Source organism: Bacillus sp. CD3-5 (genome assembly GCF_006349665.1).
GTDB classification, from domain to species: Bacteria; Bacillota; Bacilli; order Bacillales; family Bacillaceae_G; genus Bacillus_A; species Bacillus_A paranthracis.
On the sequence record NZ_VEPX01000008.1, the window covers coordinates 1 to 13,689 of the forward strand.

Annotated in this window: 10 protein-coding genes; 3 read left to right on the forward strand and 7 right to left on the reverse strand. The window is 36.5% G+C overall.

The genetic code is table 11. From position 1 onward, the window contains the following. Window positions 1-202: 202 nt before the first annotated feature. From perR to FH036_RS16180, 6 genes are all read right to left on the reverse strand, one after another. On the reverse strand, window positions 203-631 hold the full coding sequence (gene perR, locus FH036_RS16155) for a peroxide-responsive transcriptional repressor PerR (RefSeq protein ID WP_000237834.1): 429 nt from the start codon (window positions 629-631) through the stop codon (window positions 203-205). A 299-nt stretch (window positions 632-930) separates the two neighbouring features. Next, a complete protein-coding gene (gene bcp / locus FH036_RS16160) occupies window positions 931-1,386 on the reverse strand; it encodes a thioredoxin-dependent thiol peroxidase (protein WP_000633720.1) in 456 nt (151 codons plus the stop codon). Window positions 1,387-1,430: 44 nt separating this feature from the next. Next, window positions 1,431-1,835, reverse strand: coding sequence for a potassium channel family protein (locus FH036_RS16165; protein WP_000964350.1), 405 nt, complete (start codon window positions 1,833-1,835; stop codon window positions 1,431-1,433). Window positions 1,836-1,907: 72 nt separating this feature from the next. After that, window positions 1,908-2,693 carry an ABC transporter permease gene (locus FH036_RS16170; RefSeq protein WP_000639353.1) on the reverse strand — a complete coding sequence of 262 codons (786 nt, stop codon included), beginning with the start codon at window positions 2,691-2,693 and terminating at the stop codon, window positions 1,908-1,910. A 4-nt stretch (window positions 2,694-2,697) separates the two neighbouring features. Continuing rightward, entirely contained in the window at window positions 2,698-3,489 is a 792-nt protein-coding gene (locus FH036_RS16175; RefSeq protein WP_000521525.1) for an ABC transporter permease, read from the reverse strand. Further along, entirely contained in the window at window positions 3,482-4,495 is a 1,014-nt protein-coding gene (locus FH036_RS16180; RefSeq protein WP_139895989.1) for an ABC transporter ATP-binding protein, read from the reverse strand. The genes FH036_RS16175 and FH036_RS16180 overlap by 8 nt, the downstream gene beginning before the upstream one ends. Window positions 4,496-4,616: 121 nt before the next feature. Between FH036_RS16180 and hemL the strand changes: the two genes are divergently transcribed. From hemL to FH036_RS16195, 3 genes are all read left to right on the forward strand, one after another. After that, window positions 4,617-5,921 carry a glutamate-1-semialdehyde-2,1-aminomutase gene (hemL, locus tag FH036_RS16185; RefSeq protein WP_000260536.1) on the forward strand — a complete coding sequence of 435 codons (1,305 nt, stop codon included), beginning with the start codon at window positions 4,617-4,619 and terminating at the stop codon, window positions 5,919-5,921. Window positions 5,922-6,120: 199 nt separating this feature from the next. Continuing rightward, window positions 6,121-10,557 (forward strand): glutamate synthase-related protein, encoded by a 4,437-nt coding sequence (locus FH036_RS16190; RefSeq protein WP_139895990.1) that lies wholly within the window; start codon window positions 6,121-6,123, stop codon window positions 10,555-10,557. A gap of 260 nt (window positions 10,558-10,817) precedes the next feature. Further along, complete coding sequence (locus FH036_RS16195; protein WP_000765784.1) at window positions 10,818-11,906, forward strand: aromatic acid exporter family protein; 1,089 nt, start codon at window positions 10,818-10,820, stop codon at window positions 11,904-11,906. A 13-nt stretch (window positions 11,907-11,919) separates the two neighbouring features. Here the strand turns inward: FH036_RS16195 and FH036_RS16200 are convergent, their stop codons facing one another. After that, window positions 11,920-13,680, reverse strand: coding sequence for an ABC transporter ATP-binding protein (locus FH036_RS16200; protein ID WP_139895991.1), 1,761 nt, complete (start codon window positions 13,678-13,680; stop codon window positions 11,920-11,922). Window positions 13,681-13,689 lie beyond the last annotated feature (9 nt).

A 13,689-nucleotide genomic window follows, 5' to 3' on the forward strand; every position in this document is an offset into this window, starting at 1 on the left:
TTTTTATCCATATACAGGAAAAATAAAAGAAGTTGTCTCCAAAAGTTCGTTTTTAACGACCTTTTGGGACAACCTCTCTTGTATTTATCCTTAATTAAATCCTCCACTGAACATTTTAAATCATTCTGAACCTAACGTAATTCCCATATATAATAAAGAAAGAGGTTGACGTAAAGCCGTCAGCCTCTTTCTTTATTATATATTACGCCTTATGACACTCTGGACAAACGCCATAAATTTCTAAGCGATGACTATTAATAACGAAACCTGTCGTTTTCGCAGCTTCCTCTTCAAGCTGTTCCAAACCTCCATAAGGAAAATCAACAATCTTACCACATTTTTCACAAATCACATGATAATGTTGACTTGTAACATAATCAAATCTACTTGAAGCGTCTCCATAAGTTAATTCCTTTACAAGTCCAACCTCTTTAAATACACGCAAGTTATTATAGACAGTTGCAACACTCATATTTGGAAACTTACCTTCTAATGCTTTATAAATTTCATCCGCTGTTGGGTGCGTCATAGATTCCACAAGGTACTCTAAAATAGCATGACGCTGTGGAGTAATGCGTACACCCGTATTTTTCAGCATTTCTAGCGCTTCTTTTAATTCTTCTTTGACCACCGTCATGCACCCCGATTCTATACGGATTATTATTTTATAATTCTTATAAAGAGTGTACTCCTTTTCTTATAAATCGTCAATATTTCTACTATAAGTATGTGGTTTATTTTTGTATATAGCCTTATTCTTATGTATCTTTCCCTATTTTTTATGCATTTACAATAGAAAAAAAGTGCGACATAATCGCACTTGGAATACTATCATCTGAGGAGGTATGCCCTACACTTCACTTTATGTAAGACAATAAAATATGTATAGACACTCGCCTTACTTCTATATATTTTATCTCCACAATGGATTTACTTTATATAAGAAAGAACATCTTCAATATGTCCCTTCACTTTCACTTTACGCCACTCTTTTACAAGCTCACCGTCTTTATTAATAAGGAATGTAGAGCGCTCAATTCCCATGTACTCTTTCCCAAAGTTCTTTTTCAACTTCCAAACATCGTACAATTCCGCCACCTTATGATCTTCATCTACTAAAAGTACAAATGGAAGTTCATGCTTCTCAATGAACTTCAGATGTCTGTTCGCTGAATCAGGGCTTACACCAAGAATAACTGTGTCCTTCTCTTGAAATAATCCATATGCATCTCGAAAATCACATGCTTCAGTTGTACACCCTGGAGTCATATCTTTCGGATAAAAATATAGAACTACATTTTTACCACGAAAATCAGCTAAGCGAACTTGTTCCCCGTTACTTCCCTCTAATGTAAATTCTGGAGCCATTTCTCCTACTGTGATCATTGTTATCACTCCTACTCTTTTCTTTTACTATAACAAATGCTTCCTTATTTTTCATTGTCTATTACAGACCTCATTACAAAAGCAAACGGTAATGTATATCCAATTAGCGCTTCTCCAATCGCAATCCATCGCCCAATTCCAATCGGAGATATGTCACCATATCCAACAGACAATAAAGTAACTGCGCTAAAATATAAACAAATTTCAACCAGTTGAAAAGAGTGAGCGTTTAAGCTTTCTCCATCCTCTTTCAAAACTGCAAAACCCATTTCCTCTAATACAACGTAACTTAATCCAAATGCAATCAATACTGTTGTATAAATCAAAAATAATGTAGCTAAATTATACAGCGAAAAAAAACGCGTTGAATCCGAATAGGAACTCCATAACAATTGGACACTCCTCAAAATAGCAATTGCTGCAATTAATAGAATAAATCCCCATAACATGTCCTCCACCTCATTTTATATGTATGAGACAGCCATTAGATTTATCCCTTAGAAACAAACAAGCTTTTATAATTAATTCCCTGCACCACGGTACCTTTTTACCCCTTGATTCCAAAGAGTAATTGCAATCGTAAAACAGATAACACCAACAAATGGTGTTGCAAATGCATAGCTATTCCACTCTGTCTTTCTTAAGAAGTATGCTGCTGGATACACTCCAACAAACGCAAATGGTAGGACAAACGTTAAAATGAAGCGAATCACACGGTTATAAATATTAACAGGATAGCGGCCATAATTCCCTATGTTATACATTAGCGGCATAATCGAACTTTTCGCGTCCGACCAAAAACCAAGACTTGCAAGCGTAACAAATATCCCTCCGTATACAAGTGCGCCCCCTCCTACCATCAATAAGAATAAGAAGATATCGTACCAGTAAAAAGATAATTGCAACTCCACTGCTGCGTAGCCCATTACAATCATTCCCGTAATCGCTCCAATTAAAGATTCAAGCTCCATTCTTTCTAAAATAATTTGAAATAAACTATGAATCGGTCTCGTTAATATGCGATCCATTTCTCCTTTAATAATGTAACGATCATTAAAGTCCCATATGTTAAAGAAAGCTGAGAAAATGGCAAACGGCACTAAAAAGAAACCATAAATAAAGATGACTTCTTCTCTACTCCAACCTTTTAATGCTTGCGTATGTCCAAACACAACAAGAATAAAGATTAAATTAACAGCCTGTAGTGATAAATCAGAAAGTAACCCAACGATAAAATCGCCCCGATACTCCAATTTTGTTTTTATATATTGACTTGCATATTGCAAAAATAGTTTTATATATATCATCTCATCATCCCCCTTGTACAATTAGACGTTTTCTCGCCGTTCTCCACATAAGTACAATCGGAATAATAAGTACAATGGCCCAAATTACTTGGAATAATAATGCCTCATACAATTTACTTCCTTGTATACCTTCTGAGAAAATCATACTCGGAATATAACTAATAGCCTGAAACGGTAAAAACATCATTGTCTTTTGGGCCCATAACGGATAAAAACTAATTGGTAATAATAGACCTGAAAACAAATCAATAACAACACGTTTTGCATACATAATTCCGCTATTATTAAATAAGAAGAATGTGAGCATTCCCGTCATTAAATTAATTTGTGTATTAATAATAAAACTAAATATTAAAGATAAGAAGAAATATAACCACGTTTGAAAGTTCGTTGTAATTTGCAATGAAAATAATAAGGTAACGATGACCATACCCGGAATTGAAAAGAAGGCAAAGCGAAATATTCCTTCACCAAGACCTTGCATCACTTTCATCCCTAAATAGTTATATGGACGTATCAGTTCTACCGCTACACGTCCCTCTTGAATCTCCATCGCAATTTCCCTGTCTATATTATTAAAATAAAAAGCACGTGCCATCCACGCAATTGCGATATACGTAGTCATTTGCGAAATAGATAAACTTTCAATATTCTCTTTTCCGCTATAAATTGCTTGCCACAAAAAATAATATGCGCCGATATTAATTGTATAAATTAAAATCCCGCTATAGTAGTTTGTACGATACGCAAGCATCATTAAAAAGCGAATTCGAATCATTTCAATGTACTTACCCATGTTTAATACCTTCCTCATAAATGTTACGAATAATTTCCTCTGTAGACACTTCGTTAATTTTTAAATCTTTAATTTGAAAGGCTTGTACCACTTTAGAAATAAGCATTGAAATAATAACTTCTTCATTCGGTATTTTGGCAATCCACGCGTTTTCCTCTTTCGCTTTCGACCAAACGACATGACTATCTGGCATAACCATTGATAAATCCTGATAAGAAACTGGTGCGACAAACTGAAAATGTATTTCTTTCTCTGCTCCCCACTGCGTACGAAGATTATGTAAAGAACCGTCATACATAATATTGCCTTCATCCAGCATGATAACGCGCTCACATAAAGCTTCAATATCAGTAATATCATGAGTTGTTAATAAAATCGTTGTTTTATAACGTTCATTCATTTCTTTTAAAAATTCACGTATTTTCAATTTCACAAGTACATCTAACCCAATTGTTGGTTCATCTAAAAATAATAACGGCGGATTATGAATTAATGCTGCCGCTAATTCACAACGCATTCTTTGACCTAAAGATAGCTTTCGAACTGGCTTATCTAATAAAGGACCAATATCTAACGTTTCGATCACGTGCTCCATATGTTCTTTATACTGAGCGTCTGATACACCGTACACTTTTTTTAATAAACGAAACGATTCTTGTACCGCAATATCCCACCAAAGCTGTGAGCGTTGTCCGAAAACAACACCAATCGTTCTTACAAATTCTTCCCTCTGCTTATGCGGGTTCATCCCGTTTACTAAAATGTCTCCTGATGTCGGAGTCAAAATCCCCGTAAGTATTTTAATTGTCGTTGATTTACCAGCACCATTCTCACCGATATATCCAACCATTTCACCTTGTTTCACAGTAAAAGATACATCATTTACTGCTGGTACTATTTTATAATTACGATTTAATAAATCGCGAAATGCACCCTTTAAACCTGGACGACTTGAATAGGCTGTAAATTCTTTACGTAACCCTTGTACCTCAATTACCGATTTCATAACCGGACCCCCTTCCTAAATGTCACAACGAATAGTTTACCCAACTGCCTTCTCTATCACAAACAATACGTCTTTTCGAAAAACATGTTAGAATAATACATAGATTTTTGTAAGGAGATGAATGGTAGTGAAATTCACAAAATCAGAAGCATTACATAAAGAAGCTTTAGAACATATCGTTGGCGGTGTTAATAGTCCTTCTCGTTCTTTTAAAGCAGTTGGTGGCGGCGCTCCTGTTGCTATGGAACGTGGAAAAGGTGCTTATTTCTGGGATGTAGACGGAAATAAATATATCGATTATTTAGCAGCATACGGTCCTATTATTACTGGACATGCTCACCCGCACATTACAAAAGCAATTACAACAGCTGCTGAAAATGGTGTACTTTACGGAACTCCAACAGCGCTAGAAGTAAAATTTGCAAAAATGTTAAAAGAAGCAATGCCTGCATTAGATAAAGTCCGCTTCGTAAACTCTGGTACTGAAGCTGTAATGACAACAATTCGTGTCGCTCGCGCTTACACAGGCCGCACAAAAATTATGAAATTCGCTGGTTGTTACCACGGTCATTCTGATTTAGTACTTGTAGCAGCTGGATCTGGCCCTTCTACACTAGGAACTCCTGACTCAGCGGGTGTACCACAAAGTATCGCTCAAGAAGTTATTACCGTTCCATTTAATAATGTAGAAACTTTAAAAGAAGCATTAGATAAATGGGGACATGAAGTAGCAGCTATTCTTGTAGAACCAATCGTTGGAAACTTCGGTATTGTAGAGCCAAAACCTGGCTTCCTTGAGAAAGTGAATGAACTTGTTCACGAAGCTGGTGCACTAGTAATTTACGATGAAGTTATTACTGCTTTCCGCTTCATGTACGGTGGTGCTCAAGACTTACTTGGCGTAACACCAGACTTAACAGCGCTTGGTAAAGTTATTGGCGGCGGACTTCCAATCGGTGCTTACGGTGGTAAGAAAGAAATTATGGAACAAGTTGCCCCTCTTGGACCTGCATATCAAGCTGGTACAATGGCAGGAAATCCTGCTTCTATGGCATCTGGTATTGCTTGTCTAGAAGTTCTTCAACAAGAAGGGCTTTATGAAAAATTAGATGAACTTGGTGCAATGCTTGAAAAAGGAATTTTAGAGCAGGCTGAAAAACATAATATCGATATTACATTAAACCGCCTAAAAGGTGCTTTAACTGTATACTTCACAACAAATACAATTGAAGATTACGATGCAGCACAAGATACAGATGGGGAAATGTTCGGCAAATTCTTCAAGCTAATGCTTCAAGAAGGCGTTAACTTAGCACCTTCTAAATACGAAGCATGGTTCTTAACAACAGAACATACAAAAGAAGATATTGAATATACAATCGAAGCTGTAGGCAGAGCATTTGCTGCTTTAGCAGACAATAAATAATCGCATCATGAAAAGGAAAAAAGAAAGCACCTCTTTCTTTTTTCCTTTTTTCTATTTCATAAATTCCTTATTAATAGTATAATTATTCATAATTATCTGTTTAATTTTTCTTTTATATCCTTACTATCTTTGTATACAAGGCTGCTCACACCTTAAATAGTAAGATTATTCAAACTTCAATAAGAGGGGGGATTGACGGATGCTCAATAAAACAAATACATGGACACCGTCTTTATTTCGAGATTACAAAAATGCAGAACATGATGCGTGTGGAATCGTTTCCGTTATGGAGAAACGAAAAATTCCTACAAAAGAAAATATTGACCTTTGCATACAATCGCTCGTCAAAATGAATCATAGAGCTGGTTTCATTAATGGCGAAGGCGATGGAATCGGCATTCACATTGATGTACCAAAAGCTCTTTGGAATGAAAAATTAAAAAGTAGCGGATATAATCCAACGATTGTGGATCATCCCCACTTTATCGTTGGACATTTTTTTCTAAACAAAAACGAGAATATAGTTGATTTAAAAAATCATATTCGTACACAACTAAACAACGAAAACTTTACAATTCTTTTCGAAAGTGACAATGTAATCAACTCCGATGCACTCGGTCCACTTGGTAAACAAGAAGAACCTTTATTTTGGCAAGTTGCTCTTATCGCAGAAAATGAAGTTGTAAATATTGAGCAAACATTATTTTCAGTAACGATAAAAATAGAGGAAAACGAAGCGATTCATGTTGCTTCCTTAAGTCGTGATCATGTTGTATATAAAGTTCTCGGTGCTGGTGATACGCTTGTGGCCTATTACAATGATTTACAACACCCGCTGATCGCTTCAACTATGACACTTGGACATAATCGCTATTCTACAAATACATTATCTAATTTTTTTCGTGTACAACCATTTAGCATTCTCGGACATAATGGTGAAATTAACACAATTGCCAAGTTACGCGATCAAGCTGACATGATTCATGTTCCACTTACTGCTGGGGGTAGCGACTCCCAAGATTTAAACCGCACCTTAGAAACTCTACTTGTTCAATACGACTACAGTTTATTTGAAGCAATGGATATACTATTCCCACCAATCATTAATGAAATTAAACTTTATGAACCGCATTTACAAGATTTATATACGTATATACGTGAAGCATGGGGCCATTTTGCACAAGGTCCAGCTGGCATTATTTCACGCTATAAAGATGAAGCTGTTTTCAGCGTCGATTCCCTCGGACTACGACCAGTTTGGAAAGTAGAGACAGAGAGTTCTTATATTTTCTCTTCTGAACCTGGGGTTGTATCTCCAACTGAATATGTAGCAGAACCGAAACCACTCGCTCCTGGAGAAAAAGTCGGACTAAAGTGGAATGAACAAGATGAGCTTGTTCTTTATGAATATGACAAATACCAAGCTCAAGTATATGACCGTTTTAAAAAACGAGTGGATACTAAAGATTATCATTTAAACTTATCTACCCCTGAAACGAAAGAAATCCAAGGATTATGTGATTCTATGCAAGTTGAAACGAAGCAATACGTTGCTTTCGGATGGGATCGTGAACATATTCAACTTCTTGAACAGATGGCAACAAAAGGCGTTGAGCCAATTCGCTCACTTGGGCATGACTCACCACTCGCTGCACTCGATACTGATAGACGAAATATCGCTGACTTCATTAAGGAGAGTGTAGCTGTTGTTACAAATCCAGCAATCGATCGCGATCGAGAAGTTGAACACTTCTCCACACGAACGATACTTGGCAAACGTCCAAGTTTATTGGCTGATGCTAAACAGCCATTTGTAGTTGAGATGCTTTCCCCAATCATTTTAGAAGGAAGTGTAGCACAATCTATTGTAGAAGAATTACACACAATTACGTACGAGCAACTTATACAACTATTCAATACTCATAGCTCTATCGCTACAATCTCTGCTACATTCAGTCAGGCAGAAACTTTACAATGTGCCTTAAGTCGAATTAGTTCTGAAGCGATAACAGCCGTGAACGATGGAGCTTCCCTATTATTAATAGACGATGCTGATGCTCACCTAAATGGACGATTATGGATTGATCCGCATTTAGTTACCGCGAAAGTACATCAAGTATTAAGCGAAAATAAATTACGCCGAAACTGCTCTCTCGTTATACGTTCTGGTGCCCTTCGCTCCTTACACGATATCGTCACACTGTATGGATTAGGAGCAGATAGTATCAATCCATATTTACTATTTGCAACCGTAAATGATGGAACAAAAACACCAATTACGAATTTATATCATGCACTTAATAAAGGACTGGAAAAAGTCATTTCAACAATTGGAATTCATGAATTGCGTGGTTACGGTCGCCTCTATTCTTCTATCGGGTTACATGAAGAAATCGCAAATATATTGCAAATTACAAATTTCTTAGGTTCAAATGATTTAGCTTTTTCTCTTGAATCACTTGCTGAAGATGCACAAATGCGAGCGAACGATTATAACAATCCTAAAGTTAGAATGCGAAAATCTTTTCATATATTCCCGCGAATTTGGAAAGCAATCGGCGATGTTGCAAAGGGAAACTCTTATGATGATTACCGTGAAAAATTAAGTGAATTAGAAGAAAATAACCCAATCGCAATTAGACATCTTGTTCAAACGAAAGAAACAAAACATGTCGTTCCGGCTGAAGAAGTGTCCATCAGTATTCGAAATCATGATTTACCATTTATTATTAGTTCTATGTCATTCGGTTCTCAAAATGAAATTGCCTTTCGTGCATATGCAGAAGCAGCCGATCAGCTAAATATGATTAGTTTGAACGGTGAAGGCGGCGAAATTAAAGATATGATTGGAAAATATCCACATACACGTGGACAACAAATCGCGTCCGGACGATTTGGCGTAAACGCCGAACTACTCAATTCATCAAACTTAATTGAAATAAAAATTGGGCAAGGTGCCAAGCCTGGTGAAGGTGGACATTTGCCAGGTTCAAAAGTAACAGCCAAAATCGCCGAAGCGCGTAATGCTACAATTGGCTCTGATTTAATTTCACCTTCTAACAACCATGATATTTATTCCATTGAAGATTTGGCTCAAATGATTACAGAAATTAAAACGGCTAATCAGCTTGCAAAAGTAGCTGTAAAAGTTCCTGTCGTCCCTAACATTGGAACAATTGCTGTCGGTATCGCAAAAGCTGGTGCTGATTTTATTAACATTAGCGGATTTGATGGTGGTACAGGTGCCGCACGTATTCACGCATTGCAACATGTAGGGCTTCCTGTAGAAATTGGTGTGAAAGCCGCTCACAATGCTTTATTAGAAGCAAATATGAGACATAAAGTAGAAATTTGGGCTGATGGTGGTATTCGAAGTGTGAATGATGCCTTGAAAATTATGCTCCTTGGAGCAAACCGCATTGGATTTGGTACATTATCCATGATTGCAATTGGCTGTACAACTTGCCGCGGATGTCATCTAGATACTTGCCACGTTGGAATCGCAACACAGATTGAATCTGAAGCTCAAGCGAAAGAACACGGATTACGCCGCTTCGTCCCGCGTGAATTAGAAAGCGCCGTGGCTGGATTATTGCATTTATTCACTACTTTTGGCGAAGAACTAAAACGATTAACAGGAAATCTCGGCTATACAAATTTACAAGAAATTGTCGGACGTTCCGATTTATTAGAACAAGTTCGAGGCAAAAATTTATTAAACTTATGTAATTTACTACAAACGATAGAACATCCATCTAGTACAAAAACAGAACACGTACTAGAAAAACAATTTGAAACAATTCATTCTCCTCATTCAAAAGAATTAGTAGGCGTTGGCGTAGAGCAACGCGTTATGGGTGGTCTAGAATCTTGTTATCGCGTTCGTAGTAAATTATATGAAGACACGAAGCTTGAACCACTTACATTAAAGTATACGAATGGCTCGATTCCTGGAAATGGATTAGGTGCTTACAATAGTGAGAACTTATTTATACACGTAAACGGCGGCGCACAAGATGGTATTGGTAAAACTTCCTTTGGTGGTGGTATTTATATAACGAAAGCAAAAGGAAAAGACGGTCTATATTATAACGGTTCTGTCGGAAAAGGTTTTGGATACGGTGCACAAAAAGGGGCGCTATACGTTCAAGGTAACGCTGATGCTCGCGCTGGCATTCGCCTCTCTGGAGCAGACATGATAATTGGCGGACGCATGATAAAGCCACTCCGCGAAAAAGAACAAGGGAATATAGGAGCATACTCTAATATTAAAGGTTTCGCTTTTGAATATATGACAAATGGGCGCGCGCTTGTTTTAGGAGATCCTGGTCCATGGATTTGCGCTGGTATGACTGGCGGTGTTGTTTATTTACGCCATGATTCAAGCTTAGGTTTAACAGAACAGGCCTTAAAAAGAAGAATCGCAAAAGGAGCAAATGTTACATTACAACCACTTAGTAAAAATGGTGTGCAAGATGTGACCGAGTTATTACTAGATTATATCCGTGTATTAAATGAACATGAGCAATACGAGGAAGTTGCTTTATTGACACCGTTATTCGATGATATGCAGCAACAGTTTTTTGAAATCATCCCGAAAAAAGAGCAGGCTGATCCATCTATCTCAACAGAGTGATATACCTAATTTTCATCTTCAAGAAAAAAATTGACGAAGTACACTTCTCATAGTAATCTATAGTAACAATTTGAAACCTGCTGAAATTCAGCAGGTTTTTTTACTAAAAATTGATGTTTAAAAAGAATTAGGAAAAAGTATAAAATGAATCTTAATTTCTTATTAACGTCACTAAAATATCACTTGCTAACATATTGTAATGAATGTATAGTATCATGTTGTACATTCATTATGACAAGAGAAAGGATCTTATTAAGGGTATGAAACTTGGTGCTCGCATTTTAAAAACGGGTATTGCCATCACATTAGCTTTATTTGCTTGTATTTTACTTAATTTACCGAGTCCAGTATTTGCGGGAATCTCAGCTATCTTCGCTGTTCAACCGTCTGTATACCGTTCGTATTTAACTGCACTTGAACAAATTCAAGCAAACGTCATTGGTGCGGTATTCGCTATCGCATTCGCTACTGCTTTTGGACATAATCCTTTTATTATTGGATTAACATGTATATTAGTAATTGCTCTTACATTGCAATTACGATTAGAAAACACAATATCAATTGCTTTAGTAACAGTTATCGCTATTATGGAGTATCAAGGTGAAGATTTCTTTAGTTTTGCCTTACTTCGATTTGCGACGATTATGGTTGGAATTATTGCGGCTTCACTTGTAAATTTAGTGTTTATGCCGCCAAAATACGAAACAAAGTTATATCATCGCATCGTTGATAATACAGAAGAAATTGTAAAATGGATTCGAATGAATAGCAGGCAAGCTTCTGATTTTACAACATTAAAAACTGATATTGATCGTATGAAAGAAAAAATGATCAAACTAAACCATTACTATTTGCTGTATAAAGAAGAAAGAAGCTATACGAAAAAAGTAAAGTTCGCAAAAATTCGTAAGCTTGTTTTATTCAGACAAATGTTAGCGACGACAAGTCGTGCTTTAAGTACGTTAAAATCATTACATCGTACTGAAAACGAACTGCGCTATATGCCAGAAGAATTCCAGGAATCTATTCAGAACGAACTTGATTCATTAACACATTATCATGAACAAGTTTTATTAAAATTTATTGGTAAAGCAAAAAAACAACAATCTGTTGAAATGCTTGATGAAGTTGAAACAGGTAAACAGGAATTAATTGATATCTTTATGGAATATCAAAACAAGGATGATGAAGAGGCATATAAAACATGGCTACATCTCTTCCCTCTTATTTCTGCTATTATTAACTATAGTGAAGAAGTAGAGCATTTAGATTTACTTGTGGATAGCTTCTACACATACCATAAACCAGAAGCAGAACTTAAAATCGATGATAAAAAAGAAGACGAATAAAAAACAGCTCCTTTTACGCTAAAGGAGCTGTTTCTGTTATATGTTGAAGTTGATATAAATTGTGGTAATATCCTCTTTTTTTCATTAATTCTTCATGAGATCCTGTTTCTTTAATTTCACCATCTTCAATGTAAATAATCGTATCCACATGCGTAATCGTCGCCAATCGATGTGCAATTATGATCGTCGTTCGATCAGCAGCTAACGTTTGAAGCGCCTCTTGAATATATCGTTCATTTTCTAAATCCAAAGCGGAAGTCGCTTCATCTAATATAAGTAACGATGGATTCTTTAAAAACACGCGTGCAATCGCTACACGTTGCCTTTGCCCACCAGATAACTTTACACCGCGTTCCCCGACGACAGTATCATAACCATCAGGTAACTCAATAATAAAATCATGAATTTGCGCAGCTTTGGCAGCTGCAATTACTTCTTCCTCTGTAGCTTTCGGATTCCCATATAAAATATTTGCCCCGATTGTATTGCTAAATAACAAATTATCTTGCAGTACAATTCCAATATGACTACGTAAATTTCTCATATCATACTTTCTAACATCTATCCCATCTACATAAACTGCGCCTGAAGAGACATCATAGAAACGCGGGATTAAACTAGCAAGAGATGACTTCCCTCCCCCACTCGCTCCTACAAGTGCTACCTTCTCTCCTGGCAATATAGTTAACGAAAGGTTATGTAATACCTCTTTTTCATCCGAGTTGTAACGAAAAGATACATTATCAAATATCACTTCACCATTTAATTTTTTCGTTTGTACCGCACCTTGTACATTCACAATATCGTATTTTTCGTCTAACAGTTCAAACACCCGATCCATCGATGCGAAAGACTGTGTTAATGTCGTAGAGGAATTAACAAGGCGGCGAAGTGGACTATACAAACTATCCATATATCCAACAAAGGCAACCATAGTTCCTAAGGTTAACTGCCCCTGAATCACTTCATACGCCGCAAAACCGATCACGAGTAACGGCCCTAAATCTGTTAACGTATTTACTGCCGAAAATGTTCTCGCCGTCCAACTCGTATGTGTTAACGCTTTCGTCAAAAATTCATTATTTCTTTTTTCAAATTGCTTCCCTTCATACTCTTCTAATGCAAAGCTACGTGTCACTTGCATCCCTTGAATACGTTCATGTAAATACCCTTGCATCGTTGCTAACGCTTGTGAACGCTCTTTCGTCAATTTTCGAAGACGCCCGAAAAAATATTTCACTGCCACTACATAAATAGGTAAAATTAATAGCGCAACAAATGTCAATTTTATATTCATAGAAAACATAACAATAATAGCGATAGCAATTGTTGCCGTGTCTAACCAAACATTCATCAAACCAGTAATTACAAAATCCTTCGTTTGTTCTACATCATGAATGACACGCGAAATAATCTCCCCTGTTTTTGTATTCGAATAATAACGTAAACTCAACTTTTGTAAATGACCAAAAATATGTTTTCGCAAATCATATAGTATTGTATTTGCGATACGCTGCGCAAAATATTGACGATAATATTCAATCGGTGGTCTTAACACTGCAAAAATAAAAAAAGCAATCCCAATCGCTGTTACTAGTTGGGACGTCTTATCTTGAAGTGACTCTCCGCCCTGAATGACATCATCAATAATATACTTTAATAACCACGGCATAATGAGCGGGATGCCGAATTTAACTAGACCAATCATAATCGTAATAGCAATAAGCCATCGATATGGTTTAACAAATTGCAAATATCTTTTTATACCTTGCACATAATCCCC

What these genes read in the sequence shown, in the direction of transcription:
- bcp (WP_000633720.1), bottom strand. Translation starts at nt 1,386, where the DNA reads ATGATCACAGTAGGAGAAATGGCTCCAGAATTTACATTAGAGGGAAGT.
- FH036_RS16165 (WP_000964350.1), bottom strand. Translation starts at nt 1,835, where the DNA reads ATGTTATGGGGATTTATTCTATTAATTGCAGCAATTGCTATTTTGAGG.
- FH036_RS16170 (WP_000639353.1), bottom strand. Translation starts at nt 2,693, where the DNA reads ATGATATATATAAAACTATTTTTGCAATATGCAAGTCAATATATAAAA.
- FH036_RS16175 (WP_000521525.1), bottom strand. Translation starts at nt 3,489, where the DNA reads ATGGGTAAGTACATTGAAATGATTCGAATTCGCTTTTTAATGATGCTT.
- FH036_RS16180 (WP_139895989.1), bottom strand. Translation starts at nt 4,495, where the DNA reads ATGAAATCGGTAATTGAGGTACAAGGGTTACGTAAAGAATTTACAGCC.
- hemL (WP_000260536.1), top strand. Translation starts at nt 4,617, where the DNA reads ATGGTAGTGAAATTCACAAAATCAGAAGCATTACATAAAGAAGCTTTA.
- FH036_RS16190 (WP_139895990.1), top strand. Translation starts at nt 6,121, where the DNA reads ATGCTCAATAAAACAAATACATGGACACCGTCTTTATTTCGAGATTAC.
- FH036_RS16195 (WP_000765784.1), top strand. Translation starts at nt 10,818, where the DNA reads ATGAAACTTGGTGCTCGCATTTTAAAAACGGGTATTGCCATCACATTA.